Source organism: Vibrio gallicus, from assembly GCF_024346875.1.
GTDB classification, from domain to species: domain Bacteria; phylum Pseudomonadota; class Gammaproteobacteria; order Enterobacterales; family Vibrionaceae; genus Vibrio; species Vibrio gallicus.
This window is the reverse complement of record NZ_AP024872.1, coordinates 837,914-859,736: the sequence shown is the minus strand read 5'-3', so window position 1 is coordinate 859,736 and position 21,823 is coordinate 837,914. Positions and strand designations below refer to the sequence as shown.

Genomic DNA, 21,823 nt, shown 5'->3' with positions numbered 1-21,823 from the left:
AAGATAAGATTGCATATGTCTCAATGTGCATTGTATCGCTCGATTTTGTAGCGATTAATGGGTGGGCTGCCTCTCTATTAATATTCACCTACACGCATAGCGATGCAGGGTTGCTCTTGAGTGTATGGTCGACCTTTTATCAATGAAAACTGAACGTTATCAAGGGTTGAGGCGTTGAAGGGTTATTGAGCAATCTGAGCTTCCACTATTCATATGACGATTAATTAAGAGGTATGATATTTATCTCGCCGAATTTGTAGGCGTTTCTTGCACTGCAAGTGCGTGTGGTTGAGTATCGCGTAGTGATTTCGAGTAAATAGATGGGGAATGAGATGACGGAATTAGTCGCTATTGAGCAGATCTGTTGGCAACAAACTATAGGGCTTCGCCATCATGTATTGTGGCCTCATAAATCACCAGAGTTTTGTCATGTTCCTGAAGATGAACAAGGGATGCATTTTGGGGTATTTATCGATGCGCGTTTGGTGTGTGTTGCGTCTTTATTTTGGGATGGACGTGCTATTCGATTGCGCAAGTTTGCTACTGACTCCGACTATCAAGGGCAAGGTATCGGCAGCCAATTATTGAACCATATGCTGAAGTTTGCATCCGAAAATGGCGCCAAATCATTTTGGTGTGATGGGAGAGAAAGCGCACTGAGTTTTTATAGCCGATTCGGGTTACAGCCCGAAGGTGAACGATTTTATAAATCTGACGTCGCCTATTTCAAATTGTCGAAACTGCTCTAATTTGGTTCACCTTACCATGAGTTGGTGAGGTATAGGTTGATATTACATCAACACTAATGAACGTCAGAATAAAGAAGCCACTATATATGTTCTCTTTTCGCGTGGTAATGATTTACCTAATCTGCTTGTGTGTGGGTGTATTGTTGGATTCATTACACCTACCTGCTGCAACCCTGCTGGGGCCGATGTTGGCCGCTATATTCTTTAGCTTTAACAAATGGCGTGTTAAAACCCCTAAATCCTCTATTTATCTAGTGCAGTCAGTTATTGGAATAATGGCGGGTAAAGTGCTGAATCTGACGATCCTATTACCCTATCTATCAAAATGGTGGGTGTTTGTGGGAGTGGCACTATTGGTGTTGATAGCATGCCAAGGTATGGGGTATGGCTTAGCTCGACTGCGTATACTGCCTGGTAGCACTGCTATTTGGGGATGCGCTCCAGGAGGCGCATCGGCAATGGTGCTTATGGCCGAATCCTATGGAAACGATCCAAGCCTTGTGGCTTTTATGCAATACCTTAGGGTAGTGATGGTAAGTTTACTGGCAGCAGCAGTTGCGCATTTCTTATCTTTAGCACCGAACATTGATCAAACTACCCACCTTCAACATTGGCTTGATAACTACTCCTTACTGAGTGTAGTGGAAACCTTGTTCGTTATAGGCATAGCCACATTTATTGGTGTAAAATCTCGTCTACCGGCGGGGTGTTTTTTGGTTTCAATATTTGTGAGCGCATTGTGTGTTAACACTGGGTCTCTGGTGCTACAGATCCCAACTTGGTTACTAGATATTTGTTATCTGGTGCTTGGTGTCAGCATAGGCATGAGGTTTGATAAAGTTATCGTTAAGCAAGCCTTATTCGCTCTGCCTAAAATACTATTGTCGATATCAGCCTTAATCGTGTTGTGTGGTGCTGTTGCTGCAATACTCGTGTTTTGGTTTCATGTAACACCCCTTACCGCTTATCTTGCGACAACTCCGGGTGGGCTAAACGTGGTTACGGCAATCGCACTGGCTAGTCGTGGTGAGGTGAATCTAGGGTTTGTGATGAGTATGCAGATCGTTAGATTGCTGTTGGTTGTCATATTAGCACCTCAAATGGCAAGCTTTGCGTCAGATCGTTTTAGTCGTCATCACGAAGCGTAAGATGTGACATAGCATCTACAAATGAGTTGGGTATAATAAGGCCTTACATTGTATTGAGTTAGGAACGTTCAGATGCCAAAGGCAAGTGAAATCAAAAAAAGTGCTGCGATTGAGCACAACGGCAAAGTCTATTTTGTAAAAGAAATTAATAAGCTAACACCAAGTGGTCGTGCTGGAGCAAGTCTATACCGTATGCGTATGTATGATGTAGCAACTGGTGCTAAAGCAGACGAAAGCTTTAAAGCGGATGAGATGATTAGCCTAGCTGATTTCAGTCGTCACCCTTCAATGTTCTCTTATATTGACGGTGATGAGTATGTGTTCATGGATAACGAAGACTACACACCGTACAACTTCAACAAAGAAGCAATTGAAGAAGAGTTGCAGTTCATCAATGAAGATACCCAAGGTCTGTTGGTACTTTGTGTTGACGGAAACCCAGTTGCTCTAGAGCTACCAGCAGTGGTTGAGCTTGAGATAGTAGAGACTGACCCTTCAATCAAAGGTGCTTCTGCAAGTGCGCGCACTAAGCCTGCAACCTTAACCACAGGTCTTACAGTTCAAGTACCAGAATACATTGCTGGTGGCGAGAAAATTCGCATCAACACTACTGATAAGTCTTTCATGGGACGCGCTGACAAGTAATTTTATTACTGTTCGGTATTTTAAAAAATGCACGCTATTTAGCGTGCATTTTTTTTGGGAAGAAGGGGGAATTAAGGCCCTAGGTACTCGGAACTAGAAGCGTTCTTGCCGTCACCCCGGTAGTGTTTTAAGCCGGGGTCTTTAGTTACTCGGAGTTTAAAGATGATGGAGGGGGAATCGGTGAATCGACGGGATAGCACCCAGAACCCAGCACTCAGCCTTTGGTTACATGTTTGTTACAAATAAGCTGGAGAAAACCACTCGATAACAGGTATATTAGGCATAGGTAATGGATTTACCGACTAAACTTATATGATAGTTGTTACGTAAAAGTAATAATTTCATGCGATCAGTTTGCTTTCAAAGGAGTGGGGTATGCCTAGAGCACTGTCCGTAATATCTTGTCTAATAGGCTGTTTAGCCAGTGGTGGCGCTGTGGCTAATTCGGGTGGTAATTCAACCTATATAGTCAATGGTATCAACGTTTCGATTGAAGACTTCCCTTCATTTTCTAGCCTCTATTTTGATCAGCTTGATACCAGTGGCCTGTATCAGAATTATTGTGGTGCTACGATTTTAGATGCTTACCATGTGTTGACTGCGGCCCATTGTGTTGAGGGTGATAGCTATTACTATACCTACACATCTGTCGCCCCTCAGGTACAAAACGAGCGGCAAGTATTACAGGAAGGCGCAGAGCTGGTTCGAGCCAGTGAGTTCTACTATCCGGATGGGTTTGTAGATAGTGAGGCGTTAAGTTGGCCTGATGATATTGCGATTATTAAACTGGAACAGCCATTATCAGTGCCCCCTAGTGCGCATGTTACTTTAGCAACTCCTTCAGATATCATCTCATACAATGTTGCTGGCATTGAGATGTTTACCATTGGACATGGCTTTACTACAGATAGCTCGGATACCACCAATACCTTGCAAGGTGTGATACAGACTCTATTATCCAATAGCAGTTGCCGCTCGGCTGATATCGGGAGTCGTCAATTATGTTTACAAGGTGAAGTCGATTTTCAATCATCATTGCGTAATTCCACCTGTGGTGGTGACTCGGGTGGCCCTTTATATTGGAATCGCGGTGGTGAATATATCCAAGTAGGAATCACCAGCTTTGGACCCTCGTTATGTGGCGACCCTAATGCTGACTATTCATCGGCTTATACTGAAGTCGCTGAATACTCTACTTGGATAAACCGTGTCCTTACCGGTCAAGAACTTCCTAAAATAGTGGTCACTCAAAGCAACCGAGATAACTTTGTCCCAAGTGATGAAGACAATGGGATCTCTGATGACGATACTGGTGGTGCAGTTGGATTGTTTAGCCTATTCGGATTTGGAGTACTGGTGTGGTTGCGCAGACGCAGCACGTGATTTGGGAGTGCATTGAATCCGTGTTACTTTTAGTGGTATAGAAAGGCAGTAATAGATAGAAAAGCGAAAATGACAGGAATTACAATTCGTCGCGTACAAGCAAAAGACGCACAAGGTATTGCGGATATTTTTTCCGGAGAGAATGCCTATTCTGGCACCTTGCAACTTCCAAACCCTCCGCTGGAACTTTGGCAAAAACGTGTTTCTGATATCCCTGATAATTTCTATATTTATGTTGCAGAAATTGATGGTGAAATTGTAGGTAATCTTGGGATGGAGGTGTGCACTAACCCAAGAAGAAGGCATGTCGCTTGGTTTGGAATGGCAGTAAAAGATGCGTTCTTAGGTCAAGGGGTGGGAAGTGCATTACTACGAACCATGATAGACCTTGCGGATAATTGGCTCAATCTGTTGAGATTGGAAATGACGGTGTTTGTAGATAATAAACCTGCGCTAGGTCTGTACAGTAAGTTTGGATTTGAGATTGAAGGCGAATCTGAGGCGTATGCGTTTAGAGATGGTGAGTTTGTGAGTGTTTACCATATGGCAAGGATTAAAACCAATCAGTAGCCGCGCTAATACAAAGGCTACGCTCACCATAGGCGTAGCCTTATATACCAATCTTGTTGCAAGTCACCTAGTGCAAGGGGCTACAACCCCCTTGCATTTATCTCATTTTACCACTGCTATTTGTATGAAACAGATAAAACGAATATGCAGATGGTATCAATACAGAGAATACTAAGAATATAATCACAGCATTAACGCTAGGGTGGATAGCGGTTGCTATTATTAATGTGCCACCCAGAAGTAGGTTTACATTGTTAGCCAATTTATGAGTTGAACGCCAATTATCGGCATCTGCTAGCGTCCACGGTAGTCTGTAGCCAACCATGAAATTAGGACCTATATTCTTCATAGAGTGTCCGATTATCATAATGAACAATGCTAGTGAATAGGAGATGATAGCGAGGTTTGAGCCGCTATTCTCATAGTTAACCAAACGGCAGTAATGAAAAGCTAGCATCAATATACCCGCTGCAATAATGACCTCTTTTATCGCATTAGTACTATTTTTTATTTCAAATTGTTTTGGTGATTTCTTATGGAAAAACAAAGTGATTAGTATTACTACTGCATAAATTGCTGGGTAATATAATACAGCGATATTTTTATTAAGGAATTGATAGCCTATGCCATCCATTGAGTATTGCATCGCTATTGAGTCAGGAATAATGTTGTATGCGTATGCACTTATCGCCAACATAACAACAAGTATAAATAAGCAGCTTATATTTCTAATCATGATATGTCCCTTTATCACATAAGTTATGTGAACAGAAAATCGTAACGGATGATTAATTTTTAAAAAGTACGTTGGCTCTCAAAATTAAATTAATAACCCATGCATTTCATCAAACATACTTTCCATTTTTGGAGGCTATTGTGGTGTTGTTAATATCTAATTTAATTATTCCCCATTACAGTGCGATATATATCCATCGCAGTGCAAAAAAATAATAAATCATACTGTTAACCTAGGTGAATCGCTTATATATGGCGGTTTTAAAGTTGGCATAAGTTTTGCTTTGTACTTTTCATTCAAAAAAAGGAATAAGCAATGAATCAAAAAATAATCACAGGGATCGTATTTTCATCACTTTTAATTTCAGGGTGTAATACTAAAGACAATCCTATCGATGAAACAAAAAATGAGCCTAAAACAAGTGAAGTTTCATCAGATATAAGCACGCCTCAATCATTAACTACTATAGCTAACCTTGTAGGAACAACCTGTAATAATGACCAATATAGCCCCCATTTGCATCCTACTGAAGAGGGGGTATTAGTTCAGGAACCGAGTAATTATTGCGGCAAGCTATATCGTAACTTTGCACAATTTAAAGATCAGCTAGCCGATTATGATGATTCGCAATACCAACTAGATAAACCGTTGATTATTGGGAAAAGCATTCCACAGTTGCAAGAGTTAATGAACAACAAGCAACTGTCCTCTGTAGAGTTGGTGAAGTTTTACCTATATAGAGCAGGTAAGTATGATGTAGATGGCCTCAACTCTATTATTGAGTTTAATCCAGATATTATCTCAGATGCGATTGCCAGTGATAAGCTACGTGCTGAGCAAGGACAGGGGGATTTAAGCTTACTCGGTATACCCGTTGGTCTTAAAGACAATATTGCAACCCATGATAAAATGCATACCGCAACCGGCGCTGCTGCAATGCTTGCATGGCATCCTTCAAGAGATGCGTTTTTGGTACAACGATTGCGAGAAAAAGGTGCCATTGTTCTTGGGAAGTTAAACCAGGGTGAGTGGGCGAACTTTACTGATACACGCGCGGCTAATGGTTTTTCAAATAATGGTGGGCAAACTCATAACCCATACGGCTTATTTACTACTATGGGCTCAAGTGCCGGGTCAGCTGTGGCAACCTCAGCTGACTTAGTTGGCTTTGCTATTGGCTCGGAAACTTCGGGGTCAGTAATTGCACCATCAGAAGTTAATGGCGTGATTGGTTTAAAAACCACACGCGGTTTGATTAGCCGAGACTACGTGATCCCCCTTGATGCAGCGCAAGATTCTATGGGGATTATGACTCATACCATTAATGATCTCGCCACAACCTTAGATGTTATGGCTAAGATAGACCCAACCGACACCTATGCAGATGAAAACCAAGCAGCGATTGGACGTGATTATTTTGATGCGCTAAGTGAGACTTATCGCCATGAGGTCATCGTTGGGGTGGAATCCAGAATGGGCTTAAATAATAACACTCAGTTTGATCCAACATCGGACCAACAAGCGTTATATCAACAATTAAAAGCAGGTGGTGTGCAGGTTAAATATGTCTCTTATCTATCCAATAATCTAAGTGATGATTATGGAACCTGGTCTCGAATAAAAGAACCTTATAACTTTGCAACTGTGCTTACCTGTGGGTTTAGAGATTCAGTTAATGATTTCTTAACCAGCTTAGGCAGCGATGCACCATTTCCTGATTTAGATGCAATTATTGCGTATAACAATGAAAATCCGACCGCAAGGATTGCCTATGGTCAAGATTGGTTGATCAAGTCAGTACATAGCCCGCTATCTCGTAACGAATGTCAAAAAGGCCATCAATATCGTCAAGCGACAGCCCGTAAAAATATGCTCAACTTCTACCATAAAAACAATATTGATGTATTAGCAACTAGCTACGGTTCATATGATGGTGTTTATGCTCCTGCTGGTTACCCAGCATTAACTATTCCATATGGTGAATATAATAGCAGACCAATTAGTATTAAATTTATTGGTTTGCATTTAGCCGAGCCGCAGTTATTAGCGGCGGCAAAATCATTGGAGGTTGGTATTAATCACGATTCAAACTATATACTAGATAAACCAGATTTAGAGCATGCAATGACTTTGTTTAAACCTGATTCGAAGTAATTAAAGGTGAACTAAATCTTATTGGTAGATGTTATACCATAATAAAAACGAGCTAATATTAGCTCGTTTTTTAAATGCATTATCTATAAATAATATCAGCCCAACGCGCTAAGCCTGCGGTTACTGAGCCAAAGTAGTTACCGCTGACAACTTCTATGTTGGGCAGTTCGGATTGTACCGCGCTTCTTAGAACTTGTGAGCGTGCCGAGCCGCCAGTCATAAATATTACATCGGGTTTAATACCCGATTGAGTCACCGCTTCTGCAACTAATTTCTGGATTTTCTCACGTGGCACCTTGATAGCTTGCTCCATATCTTGTTTTGATACCGGAATGGCTAAGGTCTCATCAATAAGGTTGAGTTGCGCTATGTACTGTTGATTGGCTTCTAGATCGATCTTTGCCCGCTCTGCTTGCGCTACGATGCCGTAACCCAGCGCATCTTGATGAAGCTTTATTAAGCGCGAGACCTTCTCTTTCTCGACTGCATCTCTAACGAGTAGCTTAAGTAGTGCTAAGTTCTCTCGAGAGTAGAATTCTCTTTGTGCTGGCACGTTGTTGATCAAAATAGGGTGCCAATATTGGCTTATTGGCATTTCCAGTCCGCTGATTTTGCGGCTACCTTTGCCAAACTCAGTCATAAAGTTTTGAAATGCGATATGAATATCGAGGTCATTGCCACCTATCATCTGTCCACTATGCGCAAGTAGGCTGGCATCTCGCTGCGCACTACCGCGCCATTGGGGCCCCATCTGGATCATCGAGCAATCGGTGGTACCGCCGCCAATATCTACTACCAATACATTCTGGTTGCGAGTGAGGGCATTCTCATACTCAAGACCTGCGGCTACGGGCTCGTATTGAAAGGAAACCTCCTTAAATCCTGCACGGTTGGCAGCACGCTCTAAAATACCTACCGCTTGTTGATTAGAGGTCTCACCACCACGCCCCAAAAAGTTGACGGGACGACCAATTACGGTATGCGTTAGGTCTTGTTGTAAGCTCTGTTCGGCCTTGATTTTGATGTTGGTCATCATGGCACATACAAGGTCTTCAAAATAAGCCAGTTGCATATCACGAAGCCCGCTAGCCCCAAGAAAAGATTTAGGGGACTTAATGTAATAGATATCCTTTGGGTCTTGTAGATAGAGATCCAAGGCAGGCTTGCCGAACAAGACTTCCTCTTCTAATACATTGATGCCTTGCTCATAGTTTTCTGCCATTGCACGCTTAAGAATCGCTTCACCGGCAGAGGTTGTAGGGTGAATACCATGTTTTTTAAACAGGTATTCTGAAATCGTCTCAGATGTGGGCGCGCACAGAGTTGAGGGGATATACTTTTCGCCATCCAATGACACATGCTTTACCACGTCATCAGTAGCTTGTGCCACAGAACAGTTTGCGGTTCCATAATCAAAACCAATAATCATTTCTATCACCTCAATCGATAAAAGGGAGCGCATAATATAGCCCCTGATAACAAAATTCTAGGCTCGATTGCTTTTTTGTGGTGATTTGTTGTTTTTGTTGCAATTATCAGGCTAGTAACTTGAGCTTCTGCAAGTATAACCCTATGATTTTATTTAATTAACAGACTATTGAATTAGACTTTTGTTCTAGTTTTATATAAATCACTGTGGCGGAATACTGATAATGGATCTCAATCTTTTTTCAACCTTTTTAGCTGTCTATCGTTGTCGTTCAATCACAGTGGCAGCTGAACAGCTTGACCTGACGCAGCCTGCGGTAAGCGCGGCCGTAAAGCGATTAGAAGCTAGCCTAAATCAAACCTTATTCGTCCGCGAAGGGAGAGGGATTGCGCCAACGGGTGCCGCTGTCTCTTTGGCGACTCGAATTGAAGACCCATTAGCAACGCTTGAGGTGATATCGGAAAGCCAAAGAGAACTGAAGGTATATTGTAACGAGTCTATGCTGCATATGGTTGCCCAGCTAGATGAAATGGCCTATATCGAGTCTCCCTTAGAAGAGGATAAGCTCTATGATGACCTGATCACACAAAAGGTAGATCTCATCATTGATGTGTTAGAGACCAAGAGGCAGGGGCTGATTGTTGAGCATTTAACCGAGGAGGATGTGGTGTGCTTAACCCACAAGCAGCATCCGCTGGTCGAGGAGTCAATGACTCTTGATAGCTACTTTGCACAGGAACATATAGCACTGAAGATCCGCCGTGGTGAACAAAATACAATCGACTATCTATCGGATAACCCACTACCTAGTCGCCGGGTCAAGATTGAAACCAAGTCAATTTCAAGCATGTTAATGCTTGCCTCTACCACGGATTACGTGGCAAGTTCGAATCGTTCTTTAGCGGAGAAATGGGCTCCACCTTTAGGCCTTGTTATCCACGAATTTCCGTTTCCACTGCGTAATCTTCGCTACAATATGATCTTTCATCGTCGCTATATCAAGGACCCATTCCACAAGAAAAAGCGTGAACAGATTCAGAGAATATTCGCCAACATATAAATTAAATTTATGTTTAAAGCAAAGTTGAGCGTATTTATCCCAACTTAACCTTACTTGATAATCTCCCGTGTCCTGAGCTAAGTGCTCATCACTGTTTCTAAACGGGAGATCATAATGCAAAAACTTAAATATTTAGCGGCTTCAATTGGCATGGTATTCGCAACTACCGCTACGGTGGCAACTGCGGCGCCAGTTGAGGTGTATTTGGAGCAAAATGTCGCCTCTAATGCGGCTGATAATGGCGTATATTCCACCGAGGCGGGCGCTACTATTGAAACCTCTGAAGATGGCTATGTTTATATCGGCTTTGATGATCAAGGCTGGTTGGCGGCAGGTTACGGCTACAACTTTGGTTTATCTGAACAGCTTGAGCTAAATGTTTATGGTGAGTTAGGTAAATGGGAAACCGGTGAAGAGCTACTGGTTGAGGCTATCTTGCAATATAACATCACCGACAATTTTAATATCTTCGGCGGCTATGGCTACAATCGCTCGGGCGATATATTTGAAAACATCACCGATACCGCCATCAATACCAACCAATTTATTGCGGGAACGTCGATGACGTTTGGCATGTTTAGCTTAGATTATACCTATACCCATGAAAATAGTGATGGCTCGAGTGGGTATATTCATCAAGGCAACACGGGTTATTTTGCTCAAGACCGCTATCGCACCAATGAGCATGAAGTCGTGTTGTCGGCTCAGATTGACGACTGGACACCGTATGTGAAGTATACCTACTTCAACACTGGAGAAATGGAGCTATACCAAAACAACGTACCGGTTGAAAACGATAGCATCTGGACTCTAGGTGTCGCCTATCAATTCTAATCTATCGCCGTTGGCGAAAGAATAACCCGTGCAGATGGACTTGCCTATACAACTAAATATCTGACTACTGAGCAGCTGTTTAGATAGGTGAAGCAGTGAGATTGAGTAGAAAACAAGTTTTAATATATTTGGCAATTGTTGTTGGTCTGTTGATGACATCGACTTTGCCAACTGCAATGGCTCAACATGGCGCAATGTATGAGCCACTGCTTGAACAAGATCTGTTAAGGATTCAGAGCTTGATTGAAGAGTAATATGTTTGTTCATTTTGTTGTATTTGCCCAAGCTTTTTAGCTTGGGCTTTTTTTATGTTGTTGAATATTATCTGAATTGTGATTGATGTCAGAGAGGGAATCGTCAAGAATAGGGTTGATGTAGGGCGAAGGCTCACTATCTATGATTCGGGTCGATTTTCAGAGGAAAGCAGGTTATGACATATAGATTAGAGGTAGATTTACATACACATACACTGGCTAGTGACCACGCATACAGCACCATTCATGATTATGTACGCCAAGCGCCAAAACAGGGTATTCGATTATTTGCAAATACCGACCATGGTCCTGATATGGAAGATGCACCCCATGTATGGCATTTTGTAAACAGCTTAACCTTTCCTCGTATGGCTGATGGCGTTGGGATCTTGCGTGGTATTGAGAGTAATATTAAAGATCTTGACGGCAATATTGATATTGAAGAGTCCGTCCGTAGCACCTTAGATATTATCCTTACCGGATTCCATCCCCCTGTATTTGCCCCGCGTGATATCGATGCCAATACCTTAGCAATGAAGAACGTAATCAAAAGTGGCAAGGTGCACGTTGTGACTCACCCTGGCAATGTAAGGTTTCCGATTCATATCGAAGAGATAGTAAAGACTGCCGCTCAAGAAAATGTTGCTCTGGAGATAAACAACAGCTCCTTTTTATTCTCGCGCAAGGGGTGCTATTCGAATTGCTTGAAGATTGCACAGCTTGCTAAGAAATATGATGCGCCACTTAGCATCGGCTCTGATGCACATAATGCTTGGGATCTTGGACGCTTTGATAAAGCCATAGAGCTGATTACTGAGGTTGATTATCCTGCCGAGCGCATTATTAATAATACGGTTGAGTCACTGTTTGCTTATTTGGCAACCAAGGGAATAGATATCGCAGATGAGTTTGATTTTTAAGGGGAGATGAAGCGTATTATGAACTCATTTGTTCGCTTTTTATCAAAAACGTATATCCTTTTTTTGACCGTGGTGGTTGGTTTTTCTCTGTTTGCCGGAGCGGTAGTTGCACCCGTTATCTTTAATTCGGCCCTATTTTTGAGTGAGCCGTTGCTGAGCAGGTTTCAAGAAGGCTTGCTGATGACTGAGGTGTTTGTGCGTCTATCTTACCCCTTGGCACTATTGTGCGTTTTGTCATTGGTGTATGAGGTATACCAATTTGTAACGGTCAAGACCGATTGGTGGGCCTTGTTGAGCATGTTCGTTATGGTTACTACTGGTCTTCTATTCTGTTTTTATTTTGTACCGCAGATCGTTGAGTTGCAGTCGCAAGGCGCGCTAGTGACTCAGAGCGGCGGCTTTGCAACGCTTCATAAAATCTCAGAGGTCAGCTTTAAAATAACGGTATTGTCAGGGATTATCCTGATTTACAGAAGGTTAAAATAACCTGATTACATGAGCGCATCCCAGATATTTGCTTTGCAGGTTCTGGGATGATCAGTGATCTGGATCACGCTAGGTTGAAAACATAGTTTGTTTTGGCTGAGGCGTATCAAAGTGCATACTTACCCTTAATTACTTAACTTTGCGCATGGCGTGGGGTTGGCAGCGTATTTAATTAGGTAGGGAGCGTTTAAATGACTCAAGCAAAGAAAGGGCTAACGCTCGCGGTATTAGTGGCGTTTTCGTTAAGTGGATGTGCTAATGCAGGTGGTAAAAGTGATACACAAGCCCTCACCCCTAGCCAAGAAAAAGCCAGTTTACGTAAATTAGGTTTAGATGAGGCCGATATAAACTATGTGATGGCCCACGCGCCTCAAGATGCAATGGCTGTTGCAACTCATAAACACAACCTTCTTCAAGATACCCACCTTACCTTTGATAGCAGCTCGAAGGAGCTGAAAGCCTCGAAAATCCCAAATATTCAATTAGATAAGTGGAATAAAAAATACAAGCAGCAAGTAGCGAAAATCTGGGGACGGGTTGCGTTTGTGGTTAACTCCCCTCGATTCGTAAAGCAGTTTAATCAAGAGACCGCAGATTTAGATGTTCGAACCTTTAAAGGTGGAATCGATGAGGCGGTAAACGTACCATCCAATTACGACGACTTTGCTAAAGTTGCATTAAATCGTCAAGGTTTGGCGCATAATACCTACAAACTAGAGGCTTTTTCTAACAAGATTGGAGCCGATGGTAAAGAGATGAGTTCGGGTGGCAATGCATGGGGTGAAATGGGGCATCCAGAGGTGTTCTTAAATCCTGGTGAAATAAGCTCCGCGCGCTTGAATAAGAACGCACCATTATTGCTACACGAGCTAACCCACACCTTTGGCTATGCCCACGATAACAACCCGAAAGCCAATAACGGCAAGGCAATACAAGTTGTTTATGTGCCTAACAACGTACCTTATTATGTACAGATGATAACCAGTTCAGGTGGCACTAATGATAAGGATTTCGATAGCTTGCAACAGCTGTCCAAGCAGATCCATAGTAAAAACCCAATGTTGTTACCGGTTAACTCAGGTTTAAATACTGATTTGTTTACTCAGTATTTTGGGCAATAGAATAGGTTAACTGACAAAAAAGCCGACTGTATATTGCAGTCGGCTTGATCTCATTTTTTACTTATTGTTTCTTCTAAGGTGTCGCATAGAGAAACCACTTAGAATTAACATCAGAAGTATCAGGTCTAAACTACCACCTGCAGATTCAGACTCTTGCCCATCTTGGGATTCATTTTCACCCTCATTTCCGTGGTCATTCTCAGGTTCATTCCCATCGACATTTTCATCATCGATATCATTGCTATTGAACTTGAACACGACGATAGCAGGGTCATGATCAGATGAACGATATGGGTCAGTATATTTAGTCAGCTCGCCACTGTATTGAGTCGAATATTCAAACAGAGTTGATTCCACCGCGTTGATTGGCCAAACCTGTGCATCAACGACATATTGAGTTAGGTCTGTATCTACTAGCACGTAGTCCAAGGTTCCAACCGTATCATTGAAAGAGTAGCTATAGGTATGCGGCTTCATTGCTTCAACAATATCTAGATAGCCAAATGATTGTTCAATGATAGCCCCTTCATCGCCATGTAGCAGCGTGCCTGTATCTTGATTTCCGCCAATATAGGTATTGCGAGCCGCCCAGATTTGATAGTCCTGTGGCGCCTGTTCGCGCTCTGTTAGAACCAGCATCGGATCCTCCAATCCATAGCTATTTAGGTCGCCCATCAATACCTTGTAGCCATCAATTTTCTCCAATTCGTTAGCCAGGTGGTATGCAGCGGATACGCGGAAATTCTCACAACTACCCTGCATATTGACATCATTTTGTTGATGGTCTGACTGTTCATCTTCCCAACATGTTGAGCCTTTTGATTTAAAGTGGTTAGTGGAGATCACGAGTTGTTCATCAGCATTTTCGATTTTAAAAGATGCGGTGAAAGCATCACGCTGGTAGGCACTTTTGTAACTGCCAGAATCAAGAGCGACATGCTGTTGAGGCATCTCAATAATATGTATGTCGTTCAGCTCTACAACGCTTGGGCGATAAATGATCTTGTTGGTAATCGCATCTGTACCGACATAACCTTCGCCTTCAATCTGCGCTGGCATTGCGATTTGATACTGGTCTTCGCTTTCTAGATGACGGTTGATTTCCTCAACCAGAGTATAGATCGCAGATTGTTCATCAAAGCCGTTATTTTCAATCTCGATAAGACCATATATATCAGCATTAATTGCGATCAGAGCGGATACTATTTTGTTCAATTGAGTGTTGTAGTCATCAAGACTCTCTGCACCACGATTTTGATTTAGTGGGTTATTTCGTCCACCAAATGGTGAGGTGAAAAAGTTCTCTACGTTAAAGCTAGAGACCACTAACTCGCCTGCTTTTAAGGTAGGGGTAGTTGGGCGAGTGTTTTCAACAAAGGTGGCACTGTTTGCTTCACTAATTACATATAGGCGGTATTCAGAATAAGAATAGCCAAGTAAGCCCGTTAAGCCTTGTTCGTTTAGCTCTGCACCAACGCGGATGTAGTCGTCGGTTGTCCCTGTGCCGTTGTCTTGGGCGAAATCTGGGTACCAAGGAATGACCCCATTGGCAGCTTTTGATGGTGATTCAACAAATAAGCGGCGATCAGCGTTGCTAGCATCTACCTGTTGAGCACCTTGTGATAGGGGAGTGTTGAATTGGTTTGGATGGTAGTTTACAGATTGGTGACTTAGCACCATGTTGTTGCGATATGCGCTGTAATCAAAGCCAAAGGTGCGAGCAACATGCATGTCGGTTGCATTGTTAACCCGCACCAACATTCCTTCATAGCGCTCAAGGGTTTGTTCAAAGCTCTGGTCGCTAGCGATTGGCACGATAGTTGTTGCTGGCAGCACAATCCCTTGAGTGCCGGTTTTTTCAACCCGAGCGGCATTTATCTGTGTCCATGAATAGTGCTCTAGCACTTTACCTGTCACAACTACTTCATCACCGATAGCAAGCCCTAAAGGGCTGCCATTGACAAATATGCCATCAGAAGTTGCTGCGTTATTGTCACCATGCTGGTCTTGAATAAAGAAGCCGGTTAATAGGTCGTTGTCGAGATTGGAGCTCTGGATGTGGGTGACTACTCCAGTGACTTCAAATATTTCTTCTGACTCATATTGACCGTTACTTGGGTCAGTATAGGGTGACCACATGCCTTCACCTTGAAGGTTCATGATAGTTGTGGTTATTCCATCAGGCACTTCAGGGGGAGTAGATGCATCACAGGTCTGTGAGATTGTGCCAAGTGTCTCCCAGCTGTCTTTAGGAAGTGTTATCCAATCAGAGAGATCCCAAACGGGTGACGCCATATAATTACAACGAACAAGGGTGATGTCTTTATTAAAGTCTCCACTTCCCACATTAGGGCCAAACATATCGACTACTTCATCATTTAATAGTAGGCGCAGTGGGTCATCACCATTGAAGTTGGTAATGGTGCTATTTGTGACATCAAATTTGGCTTTGAGCTGTTCATCAACGCTGGAGTTGGCATGGCCGATAACATAGGTTTGAAAAGGAGCAAGAGTGATATCGCCTAATAGATAATCACTTTGCCAATCACCGTTAAAGTTAGTTTCTTTTTGCAGCATATAACCCGCAAGGCTTACTGTCTGATTACCAATGTTGGCTATTTCAATGGCTTTGTTATATCCAGAACCTTCAACAACCTTAGAGATAATAATGTCTGCGCTAACATGACCTGATAGTAATATGCAAGGTAATGTCAAAGCTGCTTTGAACTTATTCATGAGTTTCCTTTGATTAGGTTTGTGTTATTTTCGGTGTGGAGTTTAATTACCAATAATTACAGTTCAACTCTATGATATTACATGACGGATATTCTATATTTTAATTGTCATTAAAATTAAATATTCTCTATTAATCAGTATATTATGTTTATTTTACTGTGATGCAGATCTCGTTTTATAGGGGGTTTATAGGTAGAGTGTAATTATAATTAAATGAAAGGTTAATATCTGAAGCAAATAAAGTTGGCGCTAAGGTTGTGTTTGTTCTGTGATATTAAAAAATAAACATAACTGTAGCATTAGGTTCATTTTTAATGATTAGCATGCGTTTTCATATTGATTCCCTATCGTCGCAATAAAAAATGGAAACCTAAGATGAAAATTAAATTTTTAACAGCAGCTATTGTTGTTGGTTTGGCTGGATGTAATTCTTCTAGTTCAGATAATGCAGCCCAAGAAAGAGAATCCCTTAACCTTCGTATCCTTCATATTAATGACCATCACTCAAAGATTGATGCTACAGGCCCAGTAAGCCTGAATCTAGGTGGTGTGGACACTAAAGTTGAAATTGGCGGCTTTCCGCGCTTAGTCACCAAGTTTAATGAGTTGCAAAATGACAACACTCTTAGGTTACATGCTGGTGATGCGATTACTGGCACTATGTATTACAGCTTGTTCCGTGATGAGTTACCTGATGCATTAATGATGAATCAAGTGTGCTTTGATGCGTTTGCCCTTGGCAACCATGAGTTCGATGATGGAAACGAGCAGTTAGCAAAATTGATAGATGCGATTAAAAACGGTGAAGACGCCTGTGGTACTGAAGTACTAGCGGCCAATATCGAAGTGCCTTCGACCAACCCAATTTACGGTATGTACGAACCGTACCAGATCTTCGATGTTGCAGGTCAACAGGTTGGTGTAATTGGTATCGACATATCGAGTAAGACTCAAGCGTCTTCATCACCATCGGCGGATACCAAGTTTTTGGATGAAGTTGAAACATCACAACGTTATATCGATATCCTGAAAGCAAAAGGGGTCGATAAAGTGGTATTGCTGACCCATTATATGTATAGCAATGATATTGCGATGGCCAAGCAACTAAATGGTGTCGATGTCATTGTAGGTGGAGACAGCCATACCTTACTTGGTGATAACAGCTTGCATACTGAAATTGGATTTGGCACCGCGCAAGGAGAATACCCGACGGTTGTTGAAAATGCAGATGGCAATGATGTTTGTATTGTTCAGGCTTGGGAAAATGCCCTTATCTTAGGAGAGCTCAACGTTAGCTTTGATCCCCTTGGCAACGTAACCCAATGTGCCGGAACGCCACACTTATTGTTAGGAGATGAGTTTATCCACCCTGATTTTGATTCAGACGATACACCTGATGCTGTGCATACTGCCCAAGAGCTTGCCACTATTTCGCAGTATATCGCACAAAAGAATGAATTAAGTTCAGTGATAAAAGATCAATCAACCTCAGATAAACTGGCCTTCTATAGCGACCAAGTAGATGAAAAGATGCAAGAAAACATCGGCCACAGTGACTCTCTACTGTGTAATGAACGCACCCCTGGCTCAAACCATTCATCAGGGGCTTTATGCGTAGAAGGAAGCCCAGAGCGTGAATTTATGAATCAACACGGTAGCATTATGGCAAACGTAGTATCTGAAGCGTTTGTAGATATGTCGATTCGTTCAGATATTGGAATTCAAAATAGTGGTGGTGTACGCACGACTATTGTTCAAGGAGATGTTTCAGTAGGCCATGTATTCAATGTATTGCCGTTTACCAACTTTTTAGTGAATCTTGATATGACTGGGCAAGAGATCATAAATACCGTAGAAGATGCGTTAGATAACGTGGTCGCTAATAATTCTAGTGGTGCTTTTCCTGCTGCGGCTAACTTACGCTTCGATGTTGATATGAACGAAGTAAAAGGGCAGCGCATCTCTAACGTTGAAGCGCGTCGTAAGAATGACGACGGCTCATTTACTGAGTGGCACTCAATTGAACTAGATGGCACATATGTCGTCGTTACCAATGACTTTATTGCTCAAGGTGGCGACCATTATGATTCATTTGTTCCTGTATATGAAGATCAAACTCGTCGCGAAGATACTGGACTTCTTTATACCGATTCACTCATTAATTATGTGAAGAAGCTAGAGGCTCGCGGTGAAAGTTTAGATACCCCAGACGTCACTGAAATGGCAGTTCAAAGCTTCACTCCCCTGCACTAATCCTCCTATAGCACCAAGCCATAGATGACAAATCAAGCTGACCTAAATGGTCAGCTTTTTTGATCAATAAATGTCCGAAAGTGATTGAATTTTAACTTATATGGATCTACTTCCTACTGTTTCAATTCTCGTTGCGCCATTAAAGGCATGATTTTTAGTAGGCACCTTGTGTCGGACTGTCCTATTATCGTTTCAAACATGGAAATTTGGTTTCTTACTATTGCTTACGCAATCGTTTAGCTGTATGTTTCTGCCCCTAAATTTCCCCATCATTTTGATGTGATTTAGCGTCCATAAGTACCATTGTGACGTGACTTTTTATTATTTTGTCGTCAAATACCGTGTAGGTGTGTCGATAAATGTACATTTTACTCAGTGGTCTTTACCAAATTAGATAAAGGAACAAACATGTCCGACAATACCTCAACTCAGCCAAGTGGCTGGTTAGATAAATACTTTATGATTTCAGAGCGTGGCAGTAATGTTCGCCGTGAGATTATTGCCGGCTTAACTACCTTCTTAGCTATGGTTTATTCCGTAATCGTTGTTCCAAGCATGTTGGGAACAGCAGGCTTTGATCAGGGTGCAATCTTTATCTCAACCTGTTTGGTGGCCGCGTTTGGTTCGCTACTTATGGGCTTTTGGGCTAAATTGCCAATGGCAATTGGTTGTGCGATTTCATTAACCGCATTTACTGCATTCAGTCTTGTTCTTGGTCAAGGTGTATCGATTCCGGTAGCGTTAGGTGCTGTATTCCTTATGGGTGTGGTGTTCACCGCGATTACAGTTACTGGTGTTCGCCAATGGATTTTAACCAACCTGCCTTCAGGCATTGCGCATGGTACTGGTATTGGTATTGGTCTATTCCTATTGCTTATTGCAGCAAGTGGTGTCGGTCTGGTTATTAAAAACCCAGTGGCAGGCCTTCCTGTTACCCTTGGTGAATTCACTTCATTCCCTGTGTTGATGTCAGTTCTTGGCCTTGCTGCAATCTTCGGATTAGAAAAGCGTGGCGTACCAGGCGGCATTCTGCTGGTTATTGTTGCTATCTCTATCTTTGGTTTGATCTTTGATCCTAGCGTGACCTATCAAGGTGTGTTTGCATTACCGAGCTTTGGTGGTGAGCATTCACTTATCGGTGCAATGGATGTGATGGGGGCATTAAACCCAATCGTATTGCCGAGTGTGCTTGCGTTAGTTATGACTGCGATTTTTGATGCAACCGGTACTATCCGTGCGGTAGCGGGTCAAGCAAACCTTCTGGATAAAAAGGGTAATATCATCGATGGTGGTAAGGCTTTAACTTCAGATTCAATCAGTAGCATCGTTTCGGGTGCTGTTGGTGGCGCGCCAGCGGCGGTTTATATTGAATCAGCTGCCGGTACTGCGGCAGGTGGTAAAACTGGTTTAACAGCGGCGGTTGTGGGTTTCTTATTCCTACTACTATTGTTCGTAGCACCTATTAGCTACCTTGTTCCTGCTTACGCAACCGCTCCTGCGCTTATGTATGTTGGTCTGCTGATGCTTGGTAATGTTCGCAAACTCGACTTTGATGATTCTATCGATGCACTATCTGGTCTTGTATGTGCGGTATTTATTGTACTGACGGGTAACATAGTGACTGGCATCATGCTTGGTTTCATGTGCCTACTGGTTGGCCGCATTGTTGCTGGCGAGTGGAAGAAACTTAACACTGGTGTGATACTGATTACTATCGCATTAGTTGCTTTCTATGCTGGTGGTTGGGCTATCTAACCCAAAGAACGACACCGCAAACATTAAATACCCAGCCAATTGGCTGGGTATTTTTTTGGTTTAGTCTTTGCCTAGCATTCGAGTTAGAGTGTTATCTTTATCGATTAGGTGATGCTTTAGCACCGCGAGTAAATGCAGCGCTAGAATTGCGTATATTAGATACGGTGCGTTGACATGTAGGCTATGTGCAACGCTCTGTAGGCCTTCCATTTTATCACCCTTAGCAATCAGATTAACGCTGAAAAAATCCAATCCACGACCACCGGCAACGCTCATTACTGCGCCTGATATTGGCATGGCAATAGTCGCAAGTAGCAATAATCCATGTACGGCACTCGCGGCTTTTTGTTGTAATGCTGAGAGCGTCGAGGCTGGTTTTAATTTGCCTTCTTTAAGTCGCCAAACAATACGCAGTAAAGCCACCACTAGCACCAGTACCCCCATGGATTTGTGTAATCCGATAAGCTCAAATTTCTCTGGCCCCCTTGGTAAATCAACCAGATATACGCCAACAAAAAATGTGAATAAAAATGAAACGGCGACCGCCCAATGCAACAATATGGTTGGCTTTGATAGGCTCGAAATGGGATGTTCTGCTGGTGGGTTCTGGGTAAGCTCGAGAGACATGTTTTCCTCAATGATTGCTATTCTCAATGCCGCACATTTTCTCATAAAACAATTAAGTTATTGTTTCAAAAAGTGTAAATTTACGTAAATGTATAAAAACAATAGCTTTTTTAATGCAAGGCTTGTCACAAATTCTCTGCTAATCTGAATAAGTCACTAATATTTGAGAGTCAATTATGAGCAGAAAAAAACCTAGCCCTAAGCGCGTTACGGTTGTAAGCAGCGAACGCGTCTCTCCTAACATGCAGCGTATCTTACTTAAAGGTGAGGCGTTAGCCGCTTTTCCTAGTGATTGTGAAGGCAGTTATATTAAGCTTCTGTTCGATTCTGCGGGTAATACTATTGAGGAAATGACCGAAGGGGAGCGCCCAGTCATGCGTACCTATACGGTGCGTCGCTTTTTGGCAGAGCAAGCCAGTATTGAGGTGGATTTTGTTCGTCATGTTAGTGAAGAGCAGCACTGCGGCTATGCTACTCGCTGGGCTGATAATGCCAAGGTGGGTGATAGCATCAGTATTGTTGGTCCTGGAGCGATCGCCGAGATAGATACAACTGCGGATTGGTTCTTCATGGTTGCCGATATGACAGCTTTGCCGGCTCTGTCAGCCAAGATACGCACTCTACCTGCTGATGCTAACGGTTATGCGGTTATTAAGGTAGCAAGTGCTGATGATATTCAAACGCTTAGCGCGCCGTTGGGGGTTAAGATTTACTGGCTTGTCGAAGATGAGCCTTTATTAGATAAAGTGGAGTCTTTGACTTGGTTAGATGGGACTCCGTTTGTGTGGGTGGCTAGTGAGTTTGATGCTATGCGAGCCCTGCGTGGTTATTTTAGAAACGACAGAGGGGTTAACAAACAACACATTTATATTAGTAGCTACTGGAAACAAGGCGTATCGGAAGATGGACATAAGGCTATCAAGCAGCAAGATGCCCAAAACAGTGGCTATTAGGCACCCTAGT

Annotated in this window: 19 protein-coding genes; 15 read left to right on the top strand and 4 right to left on the bottom strand. The window is 42.6% G+C overall.

The window, feature by feature from the left end; genetic code table 11:
• Positions 1 to 332 precede the first annotated feature (332 nt).
• From OCU28_RS15585 to OCU28_RS15565, 5 genes are all read left to right on the top strand, one after another.
• Entirely contained in the window at positions 333 to 749 is a 417-nt protein-coding gene (locus OCU28_RS15585; protein ID WP_261817806.1) for a GNAT family N-acetyltransferase, read from the top strand.
• A gap of 86 nt (positions 750 to 835) precedes the next feature.
• Complete coding sequence (locus OCU28_RS15580; RefSeq protein ID WP_261817805.1) at positions 836 to 1,897, top strand: AbrB family transcriptional regulator; 1,062 nt, start codon at positions 836 to 838, stop codon at positions 1,895 to 1,897.
• 72 nt (positions 1,898 to 1,969) lie between these two features.
• Positions 1,970 to 2,542, top strand: coding sequence for an elongation factor P-like protein EfpL (gene efpL / locus OCU28_RS15575; RefSeq protein ID WP_261817804.1), 573 nt, complete (start codon positions 1,970 to 1,972; stop codon positions 2,540 to 2,542).
• A 375-nt stretch (positions 2,543 to 2,917) separates the two neighbouring features.
• Positions 2,918 to 3,925 (top strand): trypsin-like serine protease, encoded by a 1,008-nt coding sequence (locus OCU28_RS15570; protein ID WP_261817803.1) that lies wholly within the window; start codon positions 2,918 to 2,920, stop codon positions 3,923 to 3,925.
• A gap of 69 nt (positions 3,926 to 3,994) precedes the next feature.
• Entirely contained in the window at positions 3,995 to 4,495 is a 501-nt protein-coding gene (locus OCU28_RS15565; RefSeq protein WP_261817802.1) for a GNAT family N-acetyltransferase, read from the top strand.
• A gap of 97 nt (positions 4,496 to 4,592) precedes the next feature.
• Here OCU28_RS15565 and OCU28_RS15560 read toward each other — a convergent pair whose 3' ends face one another.
• The gene (locus OCU28_RS15560; protein ID WP_261817801.1) at positions 4,593 to 5,231 is read right to left on the bottom strand and encodes an SdpI family protein; all 639 of its coding nucleotides are present in this window, start codon (positions 5,229 to 5,231) and stop codon (positions 4,593 to 4,595) included.
• Between the two features lie 315 nt (positions 5,232 to 5,546).
• On the opposite strand from OCU28_RS15560, the gene OCU28_RS15555 reads away from it, so the two are divergent.
• Entirely contained in the window at positions 5,547 to 7,385 is a 1,839-nt protein-coding gene (locus tag OCU28_RS15555) for an amidase family protein (protein WP_261817800.1), read from the top strand.
• 79 nt (positions 7,386 to 7,464) lie between these two features.
• Here OCU28_RS15555 and yegD read toward each other — a convergent pair whose 3' ends face one another.
• Positions 7,465 to 8,814: a molecular chaperone gene (yegD, locus tag OCU28_RS15550; RefSeq protein ID WP_261818289.1), complete on the bottom strand. Its 1,350-nt coding sequence runs from the start codon at positions 8,812 to 8,814 to the stop codon at positions 7,465 to 7,467.
• Between the two features lie 223 nt (positions 8,815 to 9,037).
• Between yegD and OCU28_RS15545 the strand changes: the two genes are divergently transcribed.
• The 6 genes from OCU28_RS15545 to OCU28_RS15520 all read left to right on the top strand — a co-directional run bounded on the left by OCU28_RS15545 (position 9,038) and on the right by OCU28_RS15520 (position 13,489).
• A complete protein-coding gene (locus OCU28_RS15545) occupies positions 9,038 to 9,874 on the top strand; it encodes a LysR family transcriptional regulator (RefSeq protein ID WP_261817799.1) in 837 nt (278 codons plus the stop codon).
• Positions 9,875 to 9,988: 114 nt separating this feature from the next.
• Positions 9,989 to 10,708 carry a hypothetical protein gene (locus OCU28_RS15540; RefSeq protein ID WP_261817798.1) on the top strand — a complete coding sequence of 240 codons (720 nt, stop codon included), beginning with the start codon at positions 9,989 to 9,991 and terminating at the stop codon, positions 10,706 to 10,708.
• Positions 10,709 to 10,809: 101 nt separating this feature from the next.
• A complete protein-coding gene (locus OCU28_RS15535; protein ID WP_261817797.1) occupies positions 10,810 to 10,962 on the top strand; it encodes a hypothetical protein in 153 nt (50 codons plus the stop codon).
• A gap of 176 nt (positions 10,963 to 11,138) precedes the next feature.
• Positions 11,139 to 11,882 (top strand): phosphatase, encoded by a 744-nt coding sequence (locus OCU28_RS15530; RefSeq protein ID WP_261817796.1) that lies wholly within the window; start codon positions 11,139 to 11,141, stop codon positions 11,880 to 11,882.
• A gap of 18 nt (positions 11,883 to 11,900) precedes the next feature.
• Positions 11,901 to 12,368 (top strand): DUF4149 domain-containing protein, encoded by a 468-nt coding sequence (locus OCU28_RS15525; RefSeq protein WP_261817795.1) that lies wholly within the window; start codon positions 11,901 to 11,903, stop codon positions 12,366 to 12,368.
• A 191-nt stretch (positions 12,369 to 12,559) separates the two neighbouring features.
• Complete coding sequence (locus OCU28_RS15520; RefSeq protein ID WP_261817794.1) at positions 12,560 to 13,489, top strand: hypothetical protein; 930 nt, start codon at positions 12,560 to 12,562, stop codon at positions 13,487 to 13,489.
• 57 nt (positions 13,490 to 13,546) lie between these two features.
• On the opposite strand, the gene OCU28_RS15515 is transcribed toward OCU28_RS15520, so the two are convergent.
• On the bottom strand, positions 13,547 to 16,225 hold the full coding sequence (locus tag OCU28_RS15515; RefSeq protein ID WP_261817793.1) for an ExeM/NucH family extracellular endonuclease: 2,679 nt from the start codon (positions 16,223 to 16,225) through the stop codon (positions 13,547 to 13,549).
• Between the two features lie 375 nt (positions 16,226 to 16,600).
• On the opposite strand from OCU28_RS15515, the gene OCU28_RS15510 reads away from it, so the two are divergent.
• Both OCU28_RS15510 and OCU28_RS15505 read left to right on the top strand, forming a co-directional pair.
• A complete protein-coding gene (locus OCU28_RS15510; protein WP_261817792.1) occupies positions 16,601 to 18,478 on the top strand; it encodes a bifunctional metallophosphatase/5'-nucleotidase in 1,878 nt (625 codons plus the stop codon).
• A gap of 408 nt (positions 18,479 to 18,886) precedes the next feature.
• Positions 18,887 to 20,233 (top strand): NCS2 family permease, encoded by a 1,347-nt coding sequence (locus OCU28_RS15505; protein WP_261817791.1) that lies wholly within the window; start codon positions 18,887 to 18,889, stop codon positions 20,231 to 20,233.
• 60 nt (positions 20,234 to 20,293) lie between these two features.
• On the opposite strand, the gene OCU28_RS15500 is transcribed toward OCU28_RS15505, so the two are convergent.
• The gene (locus OCU28_RS15500) at positions 20,294 to 20,860 is read right to left on the bottom strand and encodes a cytochrome b (RefSeq protein WP_261817790.1); all 567 of its coding nucleotides are present in this window, start codon (positions 20,858 to 20,860) and stop codon (positions 20,294 to 20,296) included.
• A gap of 176 nt (positions 20,861 to 21,036) precedes the next feature.
• Here OCU28_RS15500 and OCU28_RS15495 point away from each other — a divergent pair, with 176 nt between their 5' ends.
• Positions 21,037 to 21,813 carry a siderophore-interacting protein gene (locus OCU28_RS15495; protein ID WP_261817789.1) on the top strand — a complete coding sequence of 259 codons (777 nt, stop codon included), beginning with the start codon at positions 21,037 to 21,039 and terminating at the stop codon, positions 21,811 to 21,813.
• Positions 21,814 to 21,823: the final 10 nt, after the last annotated feature.